The 24,853-nt window shown below is 64.6% G+C and carries 15 protein-coding genes; 2 read left to right on the top strand and 13 right to left on the bottom strand.

Features of this window, described 5'->3' with window-relative positions:
• Positions 1–119: 119 nt before the first annotated feature.
• From ACA027_RS11360 to smc, 5 genes are all read right to left on the bottom strand, one after another.
• Positions 120–521, bottom strand: coding sequence for an Imm10 family immunity protein (locus ACA027_RS11360; RefSeq protein ID WP_370682478.1), 402 nt, complete (start codon positions 519–521; stop codon positions 120–122).
• 10 nt (positions 522–531) lie between these two features.
• Entirely contained in the window at positions 532–1,515 is a 984-nt protein-coding gene (locus ACA027_RS11355) for a patatin-like phospholipase family protein (protein ID WP_370682477.1), read from the bottom strand.
• Entirely contained in the window at positions 1,515–3,638 is a 2,124-nt protein-coding gene (ligA, locus tag ACA027_RS11350) for an NAD-dependent DNA ligase LigA (protein WP_370682476.1), read from the bottom strand. Before ligA ends, ACA027_RS11355 begins: the two co-directional genes overlap by 1 nt.
• A 266-nt stretch (positions 3,639–3,904) precedes the next feature.
• Entirely contained in the window at positions 3,905–5,131 is a 1,227-nt protein-coding gene (locus ACA027_RS11345) for a cell division protein ZipA C-terminal FtsZ-binding domain-containing protein (RefSeq protein WP_370682475.1), read from the bottom strand.
• 18 nt (positions 5,132–5,149) lie between these two features.
• Positions 5,150–8,677 carry a chromosome segregation protein SMC gene (smc, locus tag ACA027_RS11340; protein ID WP_370682474.1) on the bottom strand — a complete coding sequence of 1,176 codons (3,528 nt, stop codon included), beginning with the start codon at positions 8,675–8,677 and terminating at the stop codon, positions 5,150–5,152.
• Between the two features lie 263 nt (positions 8,678–8,940).
• Between smc and ACA027_RS11335 the strand changes: the two genes are divergently transcribed.
• Positions 8,941–9,733, top strand: a protein-coding gene (locus ACA027_RS11335; RefSeq protein ID WP_370682473.1) for an IS5 family transposase whose coding sequence is annotated in 2 segments (ribosomal slippage) — positions 8,941–9,200 and positions 9,199–9,733 — 795 coding nt in all. Because the reading frame shifts where the segments join, the coding sequence is not laid out codon by codon here.
• Between the two features lie 7 nt (positions 9,734–9,740).
• Here the strand turns inward: ACA027_RS11335 and ACA027_RS11330 are convergent.
• The 4 genes from ACA027_RS11330 to ACA027_RS11315 all read right to left on the bottom strand — a co-directional run bounded on the left by ACA027_RS11330 (position 9,741) and on the right by ACA027_RS11315 (position 17,066).
• Positions 9,741–10,064, bottom strand: coding sequence for a YnfA family protein (locus tag ACA027_RS11330; RefSeq protein ID WP_370682472.1), 324 nt, complete (start codon positions 10,062–10,064; stop codon positions 9,741–9,743).
• 111 nt (positions 10,065–10,175) lie between these two features.
• Positions 10,176–13,265, bottom strand: a complete 3,090-nt coding sequence (locus tag ACA027_RS11325; protein WP_370682471.1) for an EAL domain-containing protein — start codon at positions 13,263–13,265, stop codon at positions 10,176–10,178.
• 392 nt (positions 13,266–13,657) lie between these two features.
• The gene (locus ACA027_RS11320; protein WP_370682470.1) at positions 13,658–14,362 is read right to left on the bottom strand and encodes a YebC/PmpR family DNA-binding transcriptional regulator; all 705 of its coding nucleotides are present in this window, start codon (positions 14,360–14,362) and stop codon (positions 13,658–13,660) included.
• A 262-nt stretch (positions 14,363–14,624) separates the two neighbouring features.
• Positions 14,625–17,066, bottom strand: coding sequence for a putative bifunctional diguanylate cyclase/phosphodiesterase (locus ACA027_RS11315; RefSeq protein WP_370682469.1), 2,442 nt, complete (start codon positions 17,064–17,066; stop codon positions 14,625–14,627).
• A 149-nt stretch (positions 17,067–17,215) separates the two neighbouring features.
• Here ACA027_RS11315 and ACA027_RS11310 point away from each other — a divergent pair, with 149 nt between their 5' ends.
• On the top strand, positions 17,216–18,445 hold the full coding sequence (locus ACA027_RS11310; protein ID WP_370682468.1) for a nucleoside recognition domain-containing protein: 1,230 nt from the start codon (positions 17,216–17,218) through the stop codon (positions 18,443–18,445).
• A gap of 172 nt (positions 18,446–18,617) precedes the next feature.
• Here the strand turns inward: ACA027_RS11310 and sbcB are convergent, their stop codons facing one another.
• The 4 genes from sbcB to clpS all read right to left on the bottom strand — a co-directional run bounded on the left by sbcB (position 18,618) and on the right by clpS (position 24,800).
• Complete coding sequence (gene sbcB, locus ACA027_RS11305; RefSeq protein WP_370682467.1) at positions 18,618–20,072, bottom strand: exodeoxyribonuclease I; 1,455 nt, start codon at positions 20,070–20,072, stop codon at positions 18,618–18,620.
• Between the two features lie 293 nt (positions 20,073–20,365).
• On the bottom strand, positions 20,366–21,781 hold the full coding sequence (gene cls / locus ACA027_RS11300) for a cardiolipin synthase (RefSeq protein ID WP_370682565.1): 1,416 nt from the start codon (positions 21,779–21,781) through the stop codon (positions 20,366–20,368).
• Positions 21,782–22,029: 248 nt separating this feature from the next.
• Positions 22,030–24,369, bottom strand: a complete 2,340-nt coding sequence (clpA, locus tag ACA027_RS11295; protein WP_370682466.1) for an ATP-dependent Clp protease ATP-binding subunit ClpA — start codon at positions 24,367–24,369, stop codon at positions 22,030–22,032.
• A 62-nt stretch (positions 24,370–24,431) separates the two neighbouring features.
• On the bottom strand, positions 24,432–24,800 hold the full coding sequence (gene clpS / locus ACA027_RS11290; protein ID WP_370682465.1) for an ATP-dependent Clp protease adapter ClpS: 369 nt from the start codon (positions 24,798–24,800) through the stop codon (positions 24,432–24,434).
• Positions 24,801–24,853: the final 53 nt, after the last annotated feature.

Genomic DNA, 24,853 nt, shown 5'->3' with positions numbered 1-24,853 from the left:
AGATACCAAGCCAGCGCCTGCTGCACATCGCCCACATATACCATGACGGCGGCAATGGGGTGAGATATGGGATGAGATTTCGGCGCGAGCGGGCTTTCAGACATGGCGGTGGCACACGATCATGCAGCGCGCACTTGCAGGCAATCGGTGCCCGCAAAAATGAGCGCCAGGGCCTGATGCAACGCAGCGTAGCGCGCTGCATCCAGCTGATAGCGTATGTCCATGCTGCCCACGCCACCTGCGGCCTGCGGGCCTGAAGGCGCAAACACCAGTTGCATGGCTTGCGGCGTCAGCACACAGCGCACAAGGCCGCCATAGCCACCGGCGCGCTGTGCGCCGCCGTACTCGGCGTGATAGCTGTCCATGCCCAGTGCCCGGTCATGGGCATCACTTTCCCAGTCGCGTTGCAGCATCACATAGTTGTGAGTGTCGAACTCGCTGTCGGCCAAGCCGACCAGATGGCACAGGCCCTCGGGGTGCTCCAGGGCGATGCAGTGAGCGTCAAAAATCAGGTGTTGCATAGGGTCTCGCTCACGCAGGCAGCCAATGCGCCAGCCCCGGCAGCGCGGCCTGGGTGGCTGCGTAGCCGGCGTCTATGGCTTCCTGGGCGCGGTGGAAGTCCAACAGGCCGAGGTGGGCCAGGCGCGGGGCGACCACCAGCTCGGGCGGGTCGCCGGCCATGCGGCTGCGGGTGATGCGCATCTGCATGATGTTGACGCTGGTCATCACCACATCGAGCATCGAAGGCGTGGGCAGGCTGGCGGCGGGTGGCTCCGCTCCCGAGGGGCTGGCTGCCACACCGGGCAATATGGACAGCAGCCGCGTGGTCCAGGGTGGGGCCGCAGTCTTGTCCGCCCCCTCTGGCAGAGCATCTGCCGCTGCTTCCGCAAGCGGAGGCAGCGGTGCTGCTGCCGCATCCTGCGTCACGGTCAGCGGCTGCATATGGCGCAGCAGAATATCGGCATTCAGGTCCACGGCAATCACGATGTCTGCGCCCATGGCGCGTGCCAGCGAGGCCGGCACCGGATTGACCAGGCCGCCGTCCACCAGCATGCGGCCATCGCGCAGCACCGGGGTGAACAGGCCGGGCAGCGCGATCGAGGCACGCACGGCGTCGGCGATGGAGCCGCTGCGCAGCCAGACTTCGGCGCCGGAATGCAGGTCGGTGGCCACGGCGGCAAAAGGCCGTGGGGCGTTTTCTATATCGAAATCAGCGAAGTTGCGGCGCCAAAAACTGATCAGCTTTTCGCCCTTGAGCATGCCGCCGGCCAGGTTGAAGTCCATAAAGCCGAACACGTCGCGCATGCCCAGGCCCAGCACCCAGTCGGCAAAGCGCTCCAGCTCGCCGGCCGCATAGGCCGCGCCCACCAGGGCGCCAATCGAGCTGCCGCACACCACATCGGGCTGTATACCGGCCTCCTGCAAGGCCCGCAGCACACCGATATGCGACCAGCCGCGCGCCGAGCCACTGCCCAGCGCCAGGCCCAGTTTGGGTGCGCGCCGGGCCAGGGCCATCAGAGACCTTCTTGCGGCATACCGCCCTGCAGCAGGGCCAGCAGGCCGGCCTCGTCCAGCACCTTGACGCCCAGCTCCTCGGCTTTGGCCAGCTTGCTGCCGGCTTCTGCGCCGGCCACCACATAGCTGGTTTTTTTGCTGACCGAGCCGGCCACCTTGGCACCGGCCGCTTCCAGCATGTCCTTGGCGGCATCGCGTGTCAGCGTGGGCAGGGTGCCGGTGAGCACCACGGTCATGCCGGCCAGAATCTGGGCCGGCTTTTCGGCCGGAGGCCCCTCCTTCCAGTGCACGCCGCAGGCGCGCAGCTGCTCCACCACCTCGCGGTTGTGGGGCTGGGCGAAGAAGGTGTGGATGCTATTGGCCACGATGGGCCCCACATCGCGCACCTGCACCAGGTCTTCCACGCTGGCGTCCATGATGGCGTCCAGCAGGCCGAAATGGCGAGCCAGGTCCTTGGCCGTGGCCTCGCCCACATTGCGTATGCCCAGACCGAACAGAAAGCGCGGCAGCGTGGTGGACTTGGATTTTTCCAGCGCATCCAGCACGTTCTGCGCGGACTTTTCGGCCATGCGCTCCAACGCAATCAGCGATGTCAGGCCCAGCTTGTACAGATCGGGCAGGGTGCGCACCACGCCGCTGTCCACCAACTGGTCGACCAGCTTGTCACCCAGGCCTTCGATGTCCATGGCACGGCGGGCGGCAAAGTGCAGCAAGGCCTCCTTGCGCTGTGCGCCGCAGAACAGGCCGCCGCTGCAGCGGTGGTTGGCCTCACCCTTTTCGCGCACCACGGCGCTGCCGCAAATGGGGCAAGCCGTGGGCATGCGGAAATTGGGTACATAAGCGGGACGTTCCCCAGGAACCTTGCCGACTACTTCGGGAATCACATCACCGGCGCGGCGCACGATGACGGTGTCACCCACGCGCACGCCTTTTTTGCGTGTCTCGAACAGGTTGTGCAGCGTGGCATTGGTGACTACCACGCCGCCCACGGCCACCGGCGCCAGGCGCGCCACGGGGGTGAGCTTGCCGGTGCGACCCACTTGCACATCAATGCCTTCCATGACGGTGGGCATTTCCTCGGCCGGGTATTTGTGGGCCACGGCCCAGCGCGGCTCGCGCGTGACAAAGCCCAGTTGGCGTTGCTGGGCCAAGCTGTTGACCTTGTAGACCACGCCATCGATCTCATAGGGCAGCGCGCTGCGTTCGGCGCCCATGCGCGCATGAAACGCTACCAATTCTGCAGCGCCATATGCAATACACACCTGCGGCGCCACCGGAAAACCCCAGCTCTTCAGTTGCTGCAGCATGGCGTAGTGGGTGCCGAACTGCGGGCCACCCTCGGCTGCGGGCGTGATGTCGCCCAGGCCATAGGCAAAAAACGACAGCGGGCGCTGGGCCGCGATATTGCTATCGAGCTGGCGCACAGCACCGGCTGCGGCATTGCGCGGGTTGGCAAACAGCTTGCCCCCGACCGCCTCCTGGCGCTCGTTGAGCCTGGCAAAGTCAGCGCGGCGCATATAGACCTCGCCACGCACCTCCAGCACGGGCGGCACACCGCCCTCTCCCATGGGCAGAGTCAAAGGAATCTGGCGGATGGTGCGGATGTTGTGCGTCACCTCTTCACCCACCTCGCCATCACCACGGGTGACGGCGTGGACCAACTGGCCCAGCTCGTAGCGCAGGCTCATGGCCAGACCGTCGAACTTGGGCTCGCACACATATTCGACGGCAGCAGCGCTGTCTTCCAGCTCCAACTCACGGCGGATGCGGGCATCAAAGGCCTGAGCGCCTGTGGCTTCGTTGTCGGTTTCGGTGCGGATGGACAGCATGGGCACCACATGGCGCACCGGCGTCAGACCATCCAGCACCGCGCCAATCACGCGCTGCGTGGGCGAGTCGGGGGTGATGAATTCGGGGTAAGCGCCTTCCAGGCCCTGCAGCTGCTGGAACACACGGTCGTACTCCCCATCGGGCACGCTGGGCGCATCCTGCACATAGTATTCATGCGCCCACTGGTTCAGCTGGGCACGCAGAGCCTGCACCTTGTCCACTACCGCTTTGGGTGCAGTCTGTGCAGCCGGCTCGGGCGTTTGGGCCCCAAAAAGGTCAAAACTCTCGGTCATTGCAATTCAATTATTCATGGTGCTGTGCGTGGCAGAAAGCCCCCTCACCCCCACCCTCTCCCGCAAGCGGGCGAGGGAGAAAGAACCGGGACAGGCCCCCATCCCTGCCTTCCCCCGACGGGGGAAGGAGCAAAGTACGGGCGCATGAAGTCCCCCTTTCGCCAGGGGCACCGCGCAAGGGCCGCCCCGCCGCGCTGGTGCCGTTCCCCTCCCGCGTAGCGAGAGAGGGGGAAGACGCGCAGCGGCTCAGGGGGTGCCTCAATTACTCAATTAAATAATCGTCGCGCCAGCATGGAGCCGGCCGACAGCTCGCGCTGGTCCAGCTGGTCGTACAGCTGCTCCAGGTCCACGGCAATGGGTTCCAGCACCTGGGGGTGCAGCGGCGAGCCATTCTGGTCGCACAGCACGCCATCCATGGCCTCGCACAGGGCCTGGGCCACTTCGCGCAGACGGGCAAAAGGTTGTTCGGCGCGCGGCACCTGGGGCACGTCCAGGCTCAGCGTCACCTCGTGAAAGGCTGTGCGGTCCAGGTCGGCTGCCTGGGCGGCCTGGGCGTCAAAGCCCAGTACCAGCTGCGGATAGTTGCCAGGCACGGGCGACGGCAACACCATGCGGCCGGGCATATTGCTCATCACAAAGCCCAGCTGGCCGGCGTGCTGGCGCACATAGCCTGGGCTCCAGGCGGCAGTGCGGGCGCGCAGCATAAAGCTCAGCTGTGCGTCATGTTCGCTGGCGAACTGGTCCAGCTCGCGTGCGCGGCCCACCTCGTGCAGCATGTCGGGCAGCTCCAGGCTGGCGCCCAGGGTGTCAGCAAAGTGCTGGGCCTTGGCGGCAAATTCGGAAAACTCGATTTCGTTGAGCGCACCCGTGCGGTTGGCCAGCTGCACACCGGCCTGAAAAGCCTTGTAGCGCTGGCCGGTGCGCACGCTTTCCCATTCCCCGCTGGCCTCGTTGAGGCCCTCGATGCGAAACGGCTTGCTGCCGGCGCGGCGGGTCGTGGGCTGGATCTGCAGCGCGGCTTCGCCGCTGACCAGTTGCTCCAGGTGGATGGGCGCCATGGCGTCGATCAGGCCATCCAGGGCCAGCTTGCGCTCGGCCGGGATGGCGGGCGCGGCTTGCGGCAGGCTGGGCTCGGCCATCTCCGATGCGGCCATGGAGCGCTCCGGCGCCGTGGCACCGGTCTGCAGCTCGGGCATGGCGCTGACATCTAACGCAGCAGCTTCAGCACCGGCACCGGCATCGAGCAGCGGGTCATGCAGGGGCGCTGCGGACTGTGCGGCAGCTGCCGGGCGCAGATGGGGGGGCAGATTGGTCACGTCCAGGCCGTCAAGCCCGGGCTCGAAGCGCGCCGCATCTTCCGCGCCCTGGCGCTGTTGTTCGTCCCGGTCGGCCCGCTTGGGCGCATGGCGCCGGTTGTTCCACGCGTTATAGGCCACGATCAGACCGAGCAGGATCACGCCCACAACGGCCAGGCTTATTTGCAAGGTACTCATGAATGCATTCTTTGGGTGTCAGGCATCGGCCATGGACAGTGCGGACTCCATGTCCACTGCCACGATGCGGGAGACGCCTTGCTCCTGCATGGTCACGCCGATGAGCTGCTGCGCCATTTCCATGGCGATCTTGTTGTGACTGATGAACAAAAACTGGGTGCTGGTGCTCATGCTGGCCACCAGTTTGGCATAGCGCTCGGTATTGGCGTCGTCCAAGGGGGCATCCACCTCGTCGAGCAAACAAAAAGGCGCGGGGTTCAGCTGGAAGATGGCAAACACCAGGGCAATGGCGGTCAGCGCCTTCTCACCGCCCGAGAGCAGGTGAATGGTCTGGTTTTTCTTGCCTGGGGGCTGGGCCATGACCTGCACGCCCGAGTCCAGGATTTCATCGCCGGTGATGATGAGCTTGGCCTGGCCGCCACCGAACAGCTCGGGGAACATACGACCGAAATGGTGGTTGACGGTGTCGAAGGTGCCGGACAGCAGCTGGCGGGTTTCGGCATCGATCTTCTTGATCGCGTCTTCCAGCGTGTTCATGGCGCGGGTCAGGTCGTCCATTTGCGCGTCGAGGAAGGTCTTGCGCTCGCGGGCAATCGTCAACTCCTCCAGGGCCGCCAGGTTGACCGCGCCCAGGGCCGCGATGTCGCGGTGCAGGCGGTCGATGTCGCCCTGCAGACCATGGAGACGCACATTGCCTTCGGTGATGGACTGGGCCACGGCGGCCAGATCGGCATTGGCCTCGGTCAGCAGGCCTTCGAACTGCTCCACACCCAGGCGCGCGGCCTGCTCCTTGAGTTGGAATTCGGTGATGCGCCCGCGCAGCGGCTCCATGCCGCGTTCCAGCTGGGTGCGGCGCTCGTCGCTGGCGCGCAGTTTGTTGGTCAGGTCGTCGTACTGGCTGCGGCAGGCGCCCAGGGCCTGCTCGCGCTCCATCTTGATGTTCAACGCATCCTGCAGGCCGCCTTGGGCGGCCGCGTCGTTCAGCCGGCCCTGCTCAGCCAGGGCGCGCTCGCGCTCCTCGCCCAGGGCCTTGGACTGCTGCACCGCGGTTTCCATGGTGCGTTGCAGCTCGCCCTTGCGTGCTTCCACGCTGCGCTGGCTGAAGGTCGCCTCCTGGGCGCGGCGTTCCAGCGCGCGCTGCTGCTCGCGGCATTCGGCCACCTTGCGCTCGCATTCGATCACGCGCTCGTCCAGCTGGGCATGGCGCTCCTGGCTGTCGGCCAGCTGCATGTCCAGCTCTTCAAAGCGGGCCTCGGCGGTCACGGCGCGCTCCTGCAATTCCTCGAGCTGGGCCTTGACTTCACCCAGGTCGGTATCCAGCTGGGCCGTGCGGGCGCGGGCCTGCTCGGCCAGCTGGGTGAGGCGCAATGACTCCACCTGCAGCTCATGGGCGGTCTGCTTGGCTTCCGAGGCCTCGCGGCGGGCGGCCACCAGGCGCTGCGAGGCGTCGGCATAGGCGCTTTCGGCGCGGGCCAGGGCCATGCGTGCCTCTTCGTGGATCAGGGCCTGGGCACGCAGCTCTTTTTCCAGGTGTTCGATTTCCTGGGCACGGGCCAGCAGGCCGGATTGCTCGGAATCCTGGGCATAAAAGCTGACGCTGTGGGCCGTCACGGCGTGGCCGGTGGGCACGTAAATGGTGTCGCCGGGTTGCAGAGCGGCGCGGCGGTTCAAGGCCTCGTCCAGGCTCTGCGCGGTCTGGCAGCCGGTGAGCCAGTCCACCAGCACGGCGTGCAAGCCGGGGTCCTGCACGCGCAGCAGATCGGACAGGCGATGCGAACCACCCGTGGCGCCCGCAGCCGCAGCGTCGACCGGCTTGTTGTAGAAGGCCAGGCGGGCCGGCGGCGCATCTTGCCCGCCTGCACCCAGAAAGCCGCGCACCATGTCCAGGCGGCCGACTTCCAGCGCGCCCATGCGCTCGCGCAGCGCGGCTTCCAGCGCGTTTTCCCAGCCGGGCTCCACATGCAAGCGGCTCCACAGGCCTTGCAGACTGTCCAGTCCATGCTTGGCCAGCCAGGGCTGGAGCTTGCCGTCGGTTTTGACTTTTTCCTGCAGGGCCTTGAGGGCCTCCATGCGGGCCGACAGATCGGCCTGGCGGGCGCCCTCCTGGTTCAGCGCCTGTTGGCGCTGGCGGCGATCGTCATCGAGCTGGGGCACGCTGTCCTGTAGCTCAACCAGGGCGGCCTCGGCCATCTCGGCCATTTCGGCCGCTTCCTCGTACTGCTGACGCAGATTGTTGACCCGGGCTTCGTCGGGTGCGGCCAGGGCATTGCGGTCGGTGCGCAAACGCTCGTGGCGGCTTTCCAGCTGGCGGGTTTGCTCGCTGGTGCTACGCTGCTCGGCGGCCAGCACCTGAATTTGCTGCTGCACATGGCTGACCTGCTGGCGTTGCTCGTTGGCCTTGGTCTGGGCGCTGCGGTGGGCGTCTTCCAGATCGGGCAGCTGCAGCGATTGCTCTTCCAGCTGGGCGGCCAGCATCTCGGCCTGCTCCTCGGCGTCCATGCCCTGGCCGGCCAGCTGTTCCAGCTCGATCTCGGCCTCGTCACGGCGCACACCCCAGCTGTCGATCTGCTCGGCCAGTTGGGCCAGGCGCTGCTCCACGCGCTGGCGGCCTTCGACCACATAGCGAATTTCGGCCTCCAGGCGCCCCACTTCGGCCGTGGCCTCGTAGAGCTTGCCCTGGGCCTGGTTGACGGTGTCGCCGGCCGCATAGTGGGCCTGGCGTATGGCTTCCAGGTCGGCCTCGATATGGCGCAGCTCGGCCATGCGGGCTTCCAGCTCGTTGACGGCCTCCAGCCCTTCGGCGCGGATCTTGGCCATATCGGCCTCGGCATCGGCACGCTTCAAAAACCACAGCTGCTGCTGCTTCAGCGTCACGCCGGCATGCAGGGCGTTGTACTGGGCAGCCACTTCGGCCTGCTTTTCCAGCTTCTCCAGATTGCCATTGAGCTCGCGCAGAATGTCTTCGACGCGGGTCAGATTCTCGCGCGTGCCGGAGAGGCGGTTTTCGGTCTCGCGGCGGCGTTCCTTGTATTTGGACACGCCGGCCGCTTCTTCCAGAAACAGGCGCAGCTCTTCGGGGCGCGACTCGATGATGCGGCTGATCGTGCCCTGGCCGATGATGGCGTAGGCGCGCGGGCCCAGGCCGGTGCCCAGGAACACATCCTGCACGTCGCGGCGGCGCACCGGCTGGTTGTTGATGAAATAGCTGCTGTTGCCGTCGCGGGTGAGCACGCGTTTGACGGCGATTTCACCGTACTGGCCCCACTGGCCGCCAGCGCGGTGGTCGCTGTTGTCAAACACCAGCTCCACGCTGGAGCGGCTGGCCGGCTTGCGGTGCGTGGTGCCGTTGAAGATCACGTCCTGCATAGACTCGCCACGCAGCTCGCTGGCCTTACTCTCGCCCAGCACCCAGCGCACGGCATCCATGATGTTGGACTTGCCGCAGCCATTCGGCCCCACCACACCCACCAGCTGGCCTGGCAGCAGGAAGTTGGTGGGTTCGGCAAATGACTTGAAGCCGGAAAGCTTGATGGAATTGAGGCGCACGGATCAGTTCAGCGTCGGGAAGGTGAAGGCGTGGAGCGTACGAAGCAGGCAAACAGGCCCGCATGATACCGCGCCTGTGCGCCCGGCTCGGGCTTGACCGGGCGGCCTGCCTGCAAGCCAAATCCCGCAGTCACGCCCACAGGGTGTGCAAGCGCAGCTATGGTTTGGCGAGCGTGCACCAGGGTGGTGTGGAGCTGGCCTAAGAGCGTGTTCACGATCTAAGAACGTGTTCAAAGTCTCGCCAGATGTGAGAAGCTCGCAGGATGAGAAAAGGCTACCCCAGCGATATCAAGCGTGAGCAGTTCGAAGTGATCCGGCCAATGCTGGAGAGTGCGCACAAAAGGACGCCCCCACGCAAGGTGGAGCTTTACGAGGTGTTCTGCGCCGTGCTGTATCTGCTGCGCACGGGCTGCCAGTGGCGAGCGCTGCCCAGCGACTTTCCCAAGTGGCGCACGGTGCATTCGTACTGGGCGATCTGGAGCGAGCCCCGCGAGGAAGGCAGCCTGCTGGAGCAGGCTTTAAAAAAATCAGGTTGGCGCGGCCCGCGAGAAACTGGGGCGCAACGCATGCAGCGCGTTCTTGATTGTGGACGCGCAGAGCGTGAAGAACACGGACACGGCGGGGCTGAAGGGCTATGACGCGGGCAAGAAGGTCTGTGGGATCAAGCGCCACATTGCGGTGGACACGCAGGGGCTGCCACATGCCATTGCGGTGACCACGGCCGAGGTAACGGACCGCAAAGGTGCCCTGCAGGCCCTGCAGCGCTGTAAGCGGACGTTGGGGCGAGTGCAAGGCGTGCTGTGCGACAGCGGCTACGTGGGCCAGCCCTTTGCGCAGGGCGTACAAGAGATTCTGGGCGAGCACGTGACGGTGCAAATCGCCAAGAGGAGCGAGATGCACAGCTTTAAGGTCATGCCCAAGCGCTGGGTAGTGGAGCGCAGCTTCGCCTGGCTGGAGAAGAACAGAAGGTTATGGAAAAACTGCGAGCGTTGGCTCAACACCAGCTTGCAGTTCGTCCATCTGGCGTTCTTGGGGCTCTTGCTCAGGAGACTTTGAACACGCTCTAAGCACTGCGCGGCCCGAAGGCGATGATGGCCATGCCCCCCAGGCAGACCAGGCCGCCCAGCAAATCCCAGGCCGTGGGGCGCACGCCGTCCACCATCCACAGCCACAGCAGCGCCGCCGTGACATACACCCCGCCGTAGGCGGCGTAGACACGCCCGCTGGCATCGGGGTGCAGCGTCAGCAGCCAGGCAAACAAGGCCAGGCTGGCGGCTGCGGGCAACAGCAGCCAGGCGCTGCCCCCCTGGCGCAGCCAGAGCCAGGGCAGATAACAGCCCACGATTTCGGCCACCGCCGTCAGCAAAAACAAGGCCAGGGTACGCATGGAGATTGTTCGCAAGAAAGCACAAACCATAGCATGCCAAGCGTATGCAGCGGGCGATGGAGGCGGGTTCGACTGCTGGTTTCAGCAGCACCCCAGAGCCGGCGGCTGCATTCAGCCCGTGTGGTGCTGGCCTCTGAACTCCGCGACCCAGTTCTCGAACTGCGCCACCGATATGGCCGGGCTGAACAAATAGCCCTGCCAGGCATGGCAGCCGTTGGCGTCCAGAAAGTCGCGCTGCGCCGCGGTTTCCACGCCTTCGGCGATCACGCGCAGGCCCAGGGTGCTGCCCAGGGCGACGATGGTCTTGGCAATGGCCTGGTCGTTGGCATTGGTCAGCACCTCGCGCACAAAGCTCTGGTCGATCTTGAGCTGCTCCAGCGGCAGGCGCTTGAGGTAGGACAGCGAGGAATAGCCCGTGCCAAAGTCATCCAGCGAGAAGCCCACGCCCATGGCGCGCAGCTGCTCCATCTTGGCAATGGTGTCCTCCACATCGGACAGCAGCAGGCCCTCGGTCAGCTCCAGCTTGAGCCGGTCGGAACGCACGCCGTGCGAGGCCAGGGCCTGCTCCACGTCCTGCACAAAATGCGGCAGGTGGAACTGCACGGGGCTGACGTTGACGGACACGGCCAGCTCGGCCAGATCCGGGTGCTCGGCCCACAGCGCCAGCTGGCGGCAGGCCGTGTGCAACACCCAGCGGCCCAGCTGCAAGATCATGCCGTTGTCCTCGGCCAGGGGGATGAACAGGGCCGGCGAGATGAAGCCCTTGCTCGGGTGCTTCCAGCGCAGCAAGGCCTCGGCCCCCACCACCTGGGCGCCCATGACCTGGGGCTGATAGCACAGCTCGAACTGGCTTTGCGCCATGGCCACGCGCAAATCTGTCTCCATCTCGGCGCGGGCGCTGATGGCCGACTGCATGCGGGGATCAAAGAAATGCAGGGCATTGCGTCCGGCGCTCTTGGACTCGTACATGGCCAGGTCGGCGCGCTTGAGCAGCTCTTCCACGGTTTCATTCTGGCCGTGGAAGGTGGCGGCCCCCATGCTGACGGTGACATGGCAGGGCGCCATGCCCACCTGGAACGGGGCCTGCAGCGACTCCATCATGCGCCGACCCACTTTTTCGGCCTGCTGCGCGGCCTGCAGGGCATCGGTGGGCAGGCCTTCGAGCACCACGGCAAATTCGTCCCCGCCCTGGCGTGCCAGGGTGTAGCCCGGGTGGCCGCCATGGGCCAGGCTGTGCGAGAGGCGTTGCGCCACCTGCAGCAGCAGCGCATCGCCCTGGTCATGGCCCTGGGTTTCGTTCAGCGTCTTGAAGTTGTCGATGTCCAGCAGCAGCAAGGCGCCTGCGGAATGGCCGCGCGCGCAGAACTGCAGGGCATCGTGCAGACGGTCCAGCAGCTGGCGGCGATTAGGCAGCTGGGTGAGCATGTCGAACAAGGCCAGGTTGCGGATTTTTTCCTCGGCCTGCTTGCGCTGGCTCAGGTCCATCAGTGTGAAGACAAAGTCACCCTGCACCGGGCCGCCCGACAGCTCCAGCGCCCGAATCTTGCCGTCCTTGCAATGCACGGCCAGCTCGCAGGCCGGCATCACGCCCAGGGCATAGGCCTCGCGGCGGGCGGACTCCACCCAGGCGCGGGTGGTGATGCGCTGGGCCTCGTCCGGCTGGACCGCACGCCACCAGTCATCCAGCGTGAGCAGCTCCTGGCGGCCGTAGCCCGTCAGCGCGGTGAAGCGGTCGTTGACCGAGACGATGCGCTGCTGCACATCCACGATCAGCATGCCCACCGGCAGGGTCTGCAGCATGGCGGCCAGGCGACTTTCGCGCTGCTCCAGCGCGGCCTGCAGGCCGCGGCGCTCGGAGACATCCTGCACCACCGAGATATGCTGACCCAGCCGCTGGTGCTGGCTGTCCAGCAGCGGAGACGCGGCCACCTCCAGGCACACGGTCTGGCCGTCGCTGCGTATCATGCGCTTGGCCTGCAGGTAGTTGGATATCTCGCCCTCGTTCAGGGCATCCATCAGGCGCCGGCTTTCGGCCACATCCTCGGGCGCGGTCAAGGCCAGCACGTTCGTGCCGAGCAATGCCTCTTCGGAATAGCCCAGGATTTCGCAGTAGCGCTGGTTGACCTGCACAAAGCAGCCAGTCAGCGAATCGACCTTGCTCACCCCCATGCCGCAGTGGTGAAACAGCGCATGAAAGCGGTCATTGCTTTCCTGCAGCGCGGACTGGGTGTGCTCCACTTCCTGGCGTGCCTGTTGGCGCTGGCGGGCCAGCAAGGCCACCAGCAGCGCCAGCAAGGCGCTGGCAGCCAGGCCGCCCGCCCCCATCAGCCAGGGGTGAGCAGCTTCCACCCCAGAAAGCATGGAGTTGCGCGGTACAAACTGGATGCGCCAGCGCCGGTCATGTACCGACAACTCGCGCACCAGCGGGGCCCTGTCCTCGGCCAGTTGCCCCCAGTCGGCAGCGGCATACACCTTGCGGCGCAGGCTGTCGCCGCCGGGCTGCTGGTCCTCGCGGCCCATATCGTCCACGGCCAGGGACATGCCTTCGAGCTGTGCCGTGGCCAGGACCGACTCCATCAGCTCGCGCATGCGCAGGCTCACATTCACTGCGCCCACAAAAGAGGGCTCGCTCTCCCCGCCCTTGATGAAGACCGGCGCGCGCAGCAGCACGCCCGTGGGGTCCTTGCCGTCTTGCAGCAAATTAAAGGGGGCGGTCATAGACACGGCGCCCGTGGCCCGTGACTGCAGCAGGCTGGCCAGGCTCTCGGGCTGCAAATACATGTCCAGCCCCACCAGAGCCGCATTGCCTTGCTGGGGCCAGACATAGTCGACCACGGCGTATTCGGTGCGATCCGGCGCCATGCGGATGCGGAAATGCTCCCCTTCCCGCCGCGGGCGCTGGGCCTCGCCCTGGGTCGGGGGCTGAAAGCTGGCGAGCTCTGCGGGCTGCAAGATGCGCGTGAAGGTCACGCTCTGCACGCCGGGGTAGCGACGCCGGACCTGCATCTCGATGACGGCGGTCTCGAACTCCTGGCGACTCAGCTGCGGTTTGAACGAAAAGCGGGCCTGCAGGCTTTTGATGACCTCGCTGTAGGCATCAATCCGGCGCTCCAGCGACTGCACAAAGGCATCGGCGCGATGGCTGGCGCGCTCGTGGGCCATGATTTGCACATTGCGCTGCAACACTCCGGCCAAGGCCATGCTGAGCACGCCTCCCACCAACAACACGGCTGCTGGCGGAAGCCAGACCGAAATCCATGTGCGCGACGAGGAAGAAACCACCATGCAAGCGTTACTGTGAAAGACAAGAGCCACCCTTGAAACGGCAACCCTCGCGTGGAAAAACCTCAACAGAATAGCGGTTTTATGGCAGGACTTAAGCATTGGCGCCGTTTTTCGTTCTGTACCGCTGCAAATACTTGCGCATAAAAAGGCTGCTACACGTCACTATAGTTTTTAAAAGCAAAAAGTTAGCGTGCACCCACCATGCTGCAGGCATGGCAATGCCAAACGGTCGCCCATCGCAGGTACAAAAAAAGGGACTGTCCATGACAGTCCCTTGGCCGCTTTACCAGCTTCAGGCATTGTGGCACTCAGTCCACCAGGCCCACGTAGACATGTTGTACATCGTCGTCATTGTCCAGGCCGGCCAGGAAAACTTGCACTTCTTCTTGCTGCTCCGCCGACAGGCTGCCCATGCTGACGGGGTTCTTGGCCTTGTAGCCCAGCTTGGCAGACAACACCTTGATGCCTTGGGCAGGCAGCGCCTTGGCCACGGTGTCCAGGTCGCCGGGCTCGGTGATGAACAGGGTCACGCCTTCATCGTCGGCGGGCTCGAAATCCTGGGCGCCCGCTTCGATGGCGGCCAGCTCTGCATCGGCACCATTTTCGGGCTCGCCCTCGACCATGCCCACATGGTCAAAGTCCCAGGCCACGGCGGTGAGCTGGCCCTTGCGGAAGCACACGCGCATATTGGGGGCCGTGCGGTTGGGGTTGTCGGTCAGGCACTCGACCATCACCGGCACGCGGTGGGGGGCATAGCCTTCGAACAGCACGCTGGCGTAATTCACGGCGTCGGCACCGGCACCGGCGCCTTTTTTCACGGCGCGGTCCAGCGTGTCCTTGGGCATGGAGGCCTTGCGGGCCGCTTCAATGGCCATGCGCAGGCGCGAATTTGCCGTGGGGTCGCCGCCGCCCAGTCGGGCCGCGACGGTGATTTCCTTGACCAGTTTGCCAAACAGCTTGCCTTTGGCATCGGCGACCAGGGCTTTGCCCTTGGCTTTCCATTGCGCGCCCATGGGTGCGATTCCTTTGTGTCGGGGTGAAGGGAACAACAAAGGCGCGGCCAGGAAATCCATGGACGCGCCTTGTGAAATATGCAGCCGACTTTATACACCTGCACGCAGTGCGCTGCGCGAAACCGCAGCAGCGCTCCACAGCGGCGCCAGGAAATTCCAAGCGCGTTTTTATGCCGCATTCATGCCAGATGAGCAATACCAACGGGCATTGATCGCTTCTTGAAACATAGCAAATGAAGCGAACACCGCGGCGCGCACCGCCTCATGCCGGCTCCAGCACCCCTCGGCGCAGCAGACGCTGGGCCTCATCGGCCGGCACGGGCCGGCTCAGGATATAGCCCTGGGCCACATCACAGCCTGCGGTCTTGAGATAGACCAGTTGGTCGCGCAGCTCCACGCCTTCGGCCACCACGCGCATCTTCAGGTTGTGCGCCAAGGTGATGATGGAAGTCACCAGCACCCCGGCTTCGGGGCTGGAGCGGATGTCATCCACAAAGGAGCGGTCCAGCTTGATGGTGTCTATGGGCAGGTTGCGAATCTGGCTCAGGCTGGAAAAGCCGGTGCCGAAATCGTCCAGGCCGATGCGCATGCCCATGCCTTCGAGCTGGCTCAGCACGCGCACCGCCAGGTCCACGGGCTCGACCAGGCAGCTCTCGGTGATCTCCACCTCCAGGTCGCTGGCGCGCACGCCGTATTCCATCAAATAGGTGGCCATGCGCGTGGGAAAGGCCGCATCGCGCAGCTGCAGCGGCGAGACATTGAAGGCAATGGGCACCATGTCCAGACCCTGCATGCGCCAGGCAGCCGCCTGCTGGCAGCAGGCGCGGATGACCCAGTCACCCAGCTCGACGATGAGGCCGTTTTTCTCGGCCAGCCCGATGAAGTCGCCGGGGTAGACCAAGCCGAACCGTGGGTGCTGCCAGCGCACCAGGGCCTCGAAGCCTTCGATGCGGCAGTCGTCCAGCCGCACCTTGGGCTGGAAATGCAGCACCAGTTGGTTGTCGGCAATGGCCTGGGCCAGCTCGCATTCCAGCTGCCAGCTGCGCCCGTCCGAGGGGTTGAGCCCCGTGTCATAGTAGGTGTAGCGCCCGCGCCCTGCCCGCTTGGAGGCGTACATGGCGGCATCTGCATGGCGACACAGGCTGTCCACGTCATGCCCGTCGCGCGGGAAAAAGGCAATCCCCATGCTGGGGCTGACCTGCAGCCGGTGGGTGGTACCACCTTCGACGATGTCATAGGGCTGGCTCAAACAGTCCAGCAATTTGACGGCCAGGGGCTCCATGTCCGTCATCTGCTCCATGGCCGTCGCCAGCAGCGCGAATTCATCACCCCCCATGCGCCCGACGATGTCGCTGCCCCGCACCTGGGTGCGCAGGCGCTGGGCCACGGCCTGCAGCAACTGGTCGCCCACATGGTGGCCCAAGGTGTCGTTGATGTGCTTGAAACGGTCCAGGTCCAGATACAGCAGCGCATAGTGCTTGGGGCTGCGCCGTGCCAAGGCCAGATGGCTGGCCACCAGCTCATTGAACATGCGGCGGTTGTGCAGACCGGTCAGGTGGTCGCAGGCGGCCAGCTCAAGGGCCCGGGTCTTTTCCTGCTCCAGCTGGCCAATCAAGGTCTGGTTCTGGCCATGCACGGCTTCCAGCGCCTGGAACAGGCTGTGCTGACGCCCCAGCGCCCGGGTCAGGGCCAGGGCAGCGAGCACGGTGATCGCCGTCATCACGCTCAGCAAGCCCCATACCCGCTGGCTGTTGCCCCGGTATTCGGCGCGCAGCTCCTGCAGTGCCTGGCTGACCACCACGGTAATGGGCATGCCCACGCTGCGGCGCCAGCTGGCCAGGTGCAGCTCCTGGTCTGCCAGGCGCAGCTGCTGGTAGCCTTTGTCGGCCCGGTACTGCGCCAGCTCGGGCAAACGCCTTGTGGATGGGGATGGCGTCAGGCTGTCGCCCTGCATTTCCACCAGCACCGTGCCGTCGCTGCCCAATAGATGGATGCTGCTGCCCCGGCGCAGATCCACATCCCGGTACAGCTCCAGAAAGTAAGCCATGTCCAGGGTCAGCAACAAATAGCCCTCGGATGCAGGCACGAGCTGCTCTGCCGCCCCCAACTGGGCCAGCGCATAAGCCGGGATGGGCAGCAGCAGCGGCACCTGCCAGGCCTGGCTGGAGTCCTCGGTAGACAAAACCACCAGCGCTTGGCGCGAAGCCAGCGGCGCCTGGGCCAGGCGGGGCCGCAGGGCTTGCAGCAGGCGTTGCTGGGCGGCCATATCGGCCGGCGCGGCAGAGCTGGAGACCAGCTCCATCTGCCCGTCCAGCACGGCATAGCGCACAAAGGTGCGGTCAGCGGCCTGCATGGCCAACAGACGGCGGCGGGTGCGGGCCACGCCCTCGGGGTCCTCGTCCAGTGCTTCGGCCGCAGCCAATGCCATCAAATGGCCTTTTTCGATGGCCTGCATCAGGCTCTCATGGACCATGGCGGCCAGCCCGGCCTGCTGCGTCTGGGCGTTGTCCATCAGCTGCCGCTCCTGGGCTTGCAGCCGCAAGGCGGTCAACCACCAGGCCAACACCAGCGTGGTCATCACCAGAATGGGGGGCGCCCAGCGCAACAGCGACCAGCCCGACACCGCAGCCAGCGCACGCAGCGCCCGCAGGCGCCATACCCCCGGACGAACATCCGCGGGAAAAGAAGAGGAAACAGAGGTCAAGATGGAGGTACGACAAACCGCAAGCTGCGTGCCGGCGATTGTGCGCAAGGCTTGTTACAAGTCAGTGACGCCAGGCGAGCTTGGCAGAGCGCGTAGACACGCTCTGAGGACGCGACAATACAGGCTCATTTGCTGTCGGGAGACTCCCCATGCTCAACGCCCTGTGGCTGGGCTTTTTTGTCATTGCGGCCTTGGCCGCCGCTGCACAGTGGCTGCTGGGAGGCCAGCCCCAGGTGTTTGCCGGCATGGTGCAGGCCCTGTTTGCCATGGCCAGGCTGTCGGTCGAGGTGATGGTGTTGCTGTTCGGCACGCTGACGCTGTGGCTGGGTTTTTTGCGCATTGCCGAGGAGGCCGGCGTGGTGCAGTGGCTGGCCAAGATGTTGGGCCCCCTGTTTGCCCGGCTGATGCCCGAGGTGCCGCGCGGCCACCCGGCGCTGGGGCTGATCACGCTGAACTTTGCCGCCAATGGCCTGGGGCTGGACAACGCAGCCACGCCCATGGGCCTCAAGGCCATGAAGGAGCTGCAGACACTCAACCCCCACCCCGATACCGCCAGCAATGCGCAGATTCTGTTTCTGGTGCTCAACGCCTCGTCGCTGACCTTGCTGCCGGTGACCATCTTCATGTACCGCATGCAGCAAGGCGCGCCCGACCCCACCTTGGTGTTCTTGCCCATTTTGCTGGCCACTTCCTGCTCCACGCTGGTGGGCCTGCTGGCCGTGGCCCTGGTTCAGCGCCTGCCCTTGTTCAGCCCCGTGGTGCTGGCCTATCTGCTGCCCATGGCATTGGGCCTGGCCGGCTTTATGGCCTTGCTGTCCACACTCAGCGCAGCAGCCCTGGCCAGCCTCTCGGCCCTGCTGGGCAATCTGACGCTGTTTGCATTGATCTTGCTGTTTGTCTGCCTGGGCGCCTGGAAAAAGGTGGCCGTGTACGACAGCTTTATCGCCGGCGCCAAGGAAGGCTTTGACGTGGCCAAGGGCTTGCTGCCCTATCTGGTGGCCATGCTGTGCGCCGTGGGCGTTTTTCGCGCCTCGGGGGCGCTGGGCTATGCACTGGATGGCATACGCTGGTGCGTGGATCTGCTGGGCGTGGACACGCGCTTTGTGGACGCCCTGCCCACGGCCCTGGTCAAACCTTTTTCCGGCAGCGCGGCGCGCGCCATGCTGATCGAAACCATGCAAAGCCAGGGCGTGGACAGCTTTGCCGCCCTGACCGCGGCCACCATACAGGGCAGCACCGAGACCACCTTCTATGTGCTGGCCGTGTACTTTGGCGCCGTCGGCATACAGCGCGCCCGCCATGCCGTGCCCTGCGCCCTGGTGGCCGAGCTGGCCGGCGTGGTGGCAGCCATCGTCGTGTGTTACCAGTTCTTCGGCTGAGCGCCTTGTCCGCAGCACCTGTCCGCAGAAGCTTGGCCATCCCATAGCGCAGCACGCTGCCCACGCCGTCTAAAACTGGCGGAACCCTACTCAGAAACACCGCGCAAGGGCCGCCCCGCCGCGCTGGTGTCGTCCCCCTGGGGGGAAGGCGCCAAAGGGGACTCAGGGGGGATCACATTTCCGGAACAATGCTTTCCGCGTAGTCGTAGAGCATGCCCAGGATTTCCTCGCCCTGCTCATTGGCCGTTTCGGACAGGGTGTCGATCTCGGCAAACATTTGCTCGGCGGTGCGGGCCCCGCTTTGGCCTTCGATCAGGAAGGCCGCGCGCAGTTGCTGCCAGCGCTCCTGCTCCTGCGGGTTCAGGGTGTGCGGCCAGTTGCGCGCACGCCAGCGGAACACCAGCTCGGGCAGACGCGCGTCGTCAAAGCCCATGCGGTTCATGGCCAGCTCCTGGGGGTTCTGGCTGCGCAGCTGGTTGAGGTGGCGGCGGTCATTGGGGCCGACAAAGCCGTTGTACAAATCCTGGTCCACATCCTGCGGGCCTTGGCCATCCTGGCGTTGGTAGACCCGCTTCCACAGCGCGCTCATATCCGGCAGCGCACGCGCCTGCACGGCGTGCTGTATGCACTGCTCCATGTCCAGGCCCCATTGCGCAGCCATCTCGGGTGAGAGGGTTTTGAGGTTGCGCACCACCATGGGCGATTTGTTGATGTGGATGCTCTTGATGGGCAGGCGCTGCACACCTTCGGGCAGCTCGGCCTGGCGGGTGAACATGCGCAAGCGCAGTTGCTCGGCATCCAGACTCGCCAACTCGGAGGGGTCGGCGTTCAGGTCCCAGCAGATCACCTCGTTCTTGTTGGTCGGATGCTGGGCCAGCGGCCACATCATGGCAATGCAGCCACGTGCCGGAGGAATCATGCCGCTGACATGCAAAAACGGCCTGGCGTCGGCCTGCACGGCGGGCAGGCCCATTTCATGCAGCACGCGGTCTTTTTTGCGCAGGGCAAAGGCGAATTCAAACAGCTTGGGCTGTTTTTGCTTGATGAGTCTGGCCAGCGCAATCGTGGCGCGCACATCGCTGAGCGCATCGTGGGCCTGCGCATGCGCCAGGCCGTTGGCCCGGGCCAGGTCTTCCAGCTTGAAGCTGGGGCTGCCGTCTTCCTTTTTCGGCCACTGGATGCCATCCGGGCGCAGGGCGTAGACCATGCGCACCACATCCAGCAAGTCCCAGCGGCTGCAGTCGTTCTGCCATTCACGGGCATAGGGGTCGATCAGATTGCGCCAGAACAGAAAGCGCGTCACCTCGTCGTCAAAACGGATGGTGTTGTAGCCCACGCCCACGGTGCCAGGTTGGCTGAACGCGGCCTCGATGCGGCTGGCGAATTCCACCTCGGGAACGCCCTCTTCCAGGCATTGCTGGGGCGTGATGCCGGTGATCAAACAGGCCTCGGGGCTGGGCAGGTAGTCGGGAGCGGGCTGGCAGTAGAGCATCAGCGGCTCGCCGACTTCGTTGAGCTCCATATCGGTGCGAATCGCGGCGAACTGCGCTGGTCGGTCGTAGCGGGGATTGACACCGAAGGTCTCGTAGTCGTGCCAGAGAAAGGTAAAAGATGCGGAATCGGCCATGGCGGGAGTATGCCCGCAAGTGGCGCCCCCTACCCGCACGCGTTCAGCACAAAACATGATGGGCTGGCATGCTGCGCTTTGCGGAGAAGCCCTCACCCCTGCCCTCTCCCGCAAGCGGGCGAGGGAGAAAAGTCAAGGAAGCGAAGCCAGACGCACCGCCCACAAAACTGGCGCGGCACAAGCCAAGGACACCGCGCAAGGGCCGCCCCGCAGCGCCGGTGTCGTCCCCCTGCCCGCGAGCGCAGCGAGCGAAGAGCGGGGGGAAGGCGCCGCAGGCGACTCAGGGGGGTGTCCTATAACAGAGGGGAACACAAGCGCGCTGCCGAGTCAAACAAGCGCTGCCAGAAAGACTGCGGTCGGGCATAGCCCACGCGGCGTGCGAGCTTGAGGTCTTCAACAAACTGGCTCGCCAACTTGGCATTGAAGTGCTCGCCGTAAGTCACGACACAGACTTCATAATTGAGGCGAAAGCTGCGGTTGTCGAAATTGGCCGTGCCTATGATGCCCAAGTGCTCGTCCACCACCATGGTCTTGGAGTGCAGCATGCTGGCCTGGTATTCAAAGACCTTGACGCCGCAGTTGATCAGCTCATCGAAATAGGAGCGCGCTGCAGCCGTCACCAGGCGCGAATCCGACTTTTCAGGCACCAGCAGGCAGACATCCACGCCGCGCAACGCGGCATTGGTCAGGGCCAGCATGCTGGGCTCGGTGGGCACAAAATACGGCGTGGTCAGCCACACCCGTTTCGTGGCCGCATTGATGGCGTACACATGAACGCGGTGGATCGCTTCCATATCGCTGTCCGGCCCCGAGGCCATGACCTGCACCACCTGGGAGCCCTCGGGCAGATCGGGCAGCAAGGCGTCGTAATCGCCGGGCTCGGTCTTGTGCTTGTAGTCCAGGGCGTAGGCCCAGTCTTCCAGAAACACCGTCTGCAGCCAGTTGACCACCGAGCCTTCCAGACGCACATGCGCGTCGTGGTAGGCATCGGCATGGATGCGGCGGTCCTCGGCATCGGTGATGTTGACCCCGCCCGTATAGCCTATGCGCCCATCGATCACCACGATCTTGCGGTGGGTGCGAAAGTTGGTCACCGGCCGCGCGCGCCGCCCCAGCTTGGTGGGGTGAAATAACGCGAATTCCGCCCCTGCAGCCTCGAGCGCGGCGAAATGCCGGCGGCCCAGGCGCTTGGAGCCCAGCGCATCCACCAGCAGCCGCACCTGAATGCCGGCGCGGGCTTTTTCGGCCAGCAGGTCCAGCAGGGCCTGGCCCGTCTGGTCGGGCTCGAAGATGTAGTACTCCAGGTGCACATGGTGCTTTGCGCCGCGCACCGCCGCCATGATGCTGTCAAAGGTGGCCGCGCCCCCTACCAGCAGCTCCACCTCCTCGGCCGTGCTGATCGGGAAATGGGTGCTGGATGTGACCAGCTTGACCACTTGCTTGAGGCTTTCCGGTGCCTCTGGCACTTTCTCGCGCAGGCGGGCCACGCTGCTGCGCATGCGCGATTTGCGCCGGCTGCGCAAACGCCGCAGCCGCTGGCGCTTCAGCCGCCGGGGCCCCAGAAAGTAGTACACGCCAATGCCCACCACCGGGATCACGGCCATGGAGAGCAACCAACTGAGCGTGGCCACCGGCGCACGGCGCTGCAGCAAGATCCAGATGCCCACCACCACCACATAGGCCGACCAGATGAGGGACAGGGCCAGCATCAGGGTGTGCTGCGTCAGTTGCGAGGCAATCCAGTCCACAAAATCTCCCAGCAAAATCGTTTCGGCCATGTGGCGCGGCGCATGGCCATGCGCACCAGCCGCAAGTATGCAGACAAATACGGCACGGCGCGGGTTGACCCGCTGCGGCGACGGGCAAGGAGCACATAAAAAAACCGGCAGGGTTGCTGCCGGTTTGATAGCACCCCAAGCATTGGCTGTCTGCTTGGGTGCCGTTTTTCCTTCTGACTTTAGTCAGCCGCCGTGGCCTCTTCAGGCTCGGTCGGTTCGGACTTGTTGCGGTCCTTCTTGGGCTGCGCCTGGATGTCCAGCTTGACATCGCCCTTGCCGTCGTTGGCATCGGCGATCCAATCCACCTCCAGCCGGCCTCCATCGACCAGTCGCCCGAACAGCAACTCGTCTGCCAGCGAGCGGCGGATGGTGTCCTGTATCAGGCGCTGCATGGGGCGAGCGCCCATCAGCGGATCGAAACCGGACTTGGCCAGATGCTTGCGCAGCGTGTCGGTGAAGGTGACTTCCACCTTCTTCTCGGCCAGTTGCTGCTCCAGCTGCAGCAGGAACTTGTCGACCACGCGCAGGATGACCTGCTCGTCCAGCGCCTTGAAGCCCACGATGGCATCCAGCCGGTTGCGGAATTCGGGCGTAAACAGGCGCTTGATGTCGCCCATTTCGTCGCCGGCCTGCCGCGGGTTGGTGAAGCCGATGGTGGCCTTGTTCATGGTTTCCGCGCCCGCATTCGTGGTCATGATGAGGATCACGTTGCGGAAGTCGGCCTTGCGCCCGTTGTTGTCGGTCAGCGTGCCGTGGTCCATGACCTGCAGCAGCACGTTGAAGATGTCCGGGTGCGCTTTTTCGATTTCATCCAGCAGCAGCACGGAATGCGGCTTCTTGGTGATGGCCTCGGTCAGCAGACCGCCCTGGTCGTAGCCCACATAGCCGGGTGGCGCGCCAATCAGGCGGCTGACCGCATGGCGCTCCATGTACTCGGACATGTCGAAACGGATCAGGTCCACGCCCAGGATGTAGGCCAGCTGCTTGGCAGCTTCCGTCTTGCCGACACCCGTGGGGCCGGAGAACAGGAAGGAGCCAATCGGCTTTTCCGGCTTGCCCAGGCCCGAGCGCGCCATCTTGACGGCCGAGGCCAGCATTTCCAGCGCCTTATCCTGGCCGAACACCACGCTCTTGAGGTCTCGCTCCAGCGTCTGCAGCTTGCTGCGGTCGTCGTTGGAGACATTGGCCGGCGGAATACGGGCGATTTTTGCCACGATCTCTTCGATCTCCTGGCGGTTGATGGTCTTTTTGCGCTTGCTCACCGCCAGAATGCGCTGGGCAGCACCGGCCTCATCGATCACGTCGATGGCCTTGTCGGGCAGGTGGCGGTCGTTGATGTACTTGGCCGACAGCTCGGCCGCAGCCTGCAGTGCCGCCAGGGCGTACTTGACGCCATGGTGCTCTTCAAAGCGGCTCTTGAGGCCCTTCAAGATGTCCACGGTTTCGGCCACGGTAGGCTCGACCACATCCACCTTTTGGAAGCGGCGCGACAGAGCCGCATCTTTTTCAAAGATGCCGCGGTACTCGGTGAAGGTGGTGGCGCCAATGCACTTGAGCTGGCCGCTGGACAGGGCCGGCTTGAGCAGATTGGACGCATCCAGGGTGCCGCCCGAGGCCGCGCCGGCGCCGATCAGCGTGTGGATTTCATCGATGAACAAAATCGCGTTGGGCTTGTCCTTGAGCGACTTGAGCACGCCCTTGAGGCGCTGCTCGAAGTCACCACGGTATTTGGTGCCTGCCAGCAAGGCGCCCATGTCCAGCGAGTAGACATTGGCTTCCAGCAGCACTTCCGGCACCGTGCCTTCGGTGATGCGCCAGGCCAGGCCTTCGGCAATGGCCGTCTTGCCCACACCGGCCTCACCCACCAGCAGCGGGTTGTTCTTGCGGCGGCGGCACAGGATCTGGATGGTGCGCTCGACTTCATAGTCGCGCCCGATCAAGGGATCGATCTTGCCATCCTTGGCCGCCTGGTTCAGGTTGAGGGTGTACTGCTCCAGCGGCGAGGCCTTTTCATTGCGCTCGTTGCCCATGCCTTCTTCGCCGTCCATGGGCGTGTCGGCCTTGGTGGGCTCCGGCGGCTCGCTTTTCTTGATGCCGTGGGCAATGAAATTGACCACATCCAGGCGTGTGACGCCCTGCTGGTGCAGGTAGTACACGGCATGCGAATCCTTTTCGCCAAAGATGGCCACCAGCACATTCGCGCCCGTCACCTCTTTTTTGCCATTGCCCGTGGATTGCACGTGCATGATGGCGCGCTGAATCACACGCTGGAAACCCAGCGTGGGTTGTGTATCCACCTCGTCGCTGCCTGCGACCTGGGGGGTGTTGTCTTTGATGAAGTTGCTCAGCGACGCACGCAGATCATCGATGCTGGCGGAACAGGCGCGCAGCACCTCGGCCGCGCTGGGGTTGTCCAGCAGGGCCAGCAGCAGGTGTTCAACCGTGATGAACTCGTGGCGCTGCTGCCGCGCCTCGACGAATGCCATGTGCAAGCTGACTTCCAGTTCCTGGGCAATCATGTAGTGACTCCTTTGCGCTTGCCAGTTAAGAGAATCTACTCTGAAATCGGGACGATCTGCAGTTATTCAATAGGTTCACTGACCGCCTGCAGGGGATGACCTGCTTTGTGGGCGGCCTGCAAGACCTGCTCGACCTTGGTGGAGGCGATGTCGCGGGAGTACACCCCGCAGATACCGCGTCCATCCAGGTGGATTTTGAGCATGATCTGGGTGGCGGATTCGCGGTCTTTGCCAAAAAATTCCTGCAGCACCAGGATCACGAACTCCATGGGGGTGAAGTCGTCGTTGAGCATCACCACCTGGTACATGGGCGGCGGCGCCACACGCTGGGTGCGCCTCTCCAGCACGACCGAGCCGCTGCCATCCTCCCGGGGAAGCTGGGGCTTGATGGAAGGCTGAAGAGGAGGTTGTTCGGTTGCCATGAAAATCATTCTAGCGATGGCGCAGCGCGCATTTGCCATGCGCACCGGGCCAGGGTAAATAC

It is taken from the genome of Comamonas sp. GB3 AK4-5, from assembly GCF_041320665.1.
GTDB lineage: Bacteria > Pseudomonadota > Gammaproteobacteria > Burkholderiales > Burkholderiaceae_C > Comamonas.
This window is presented reverse-complemented; position numbering and strand designations above follow the sequence as displayed.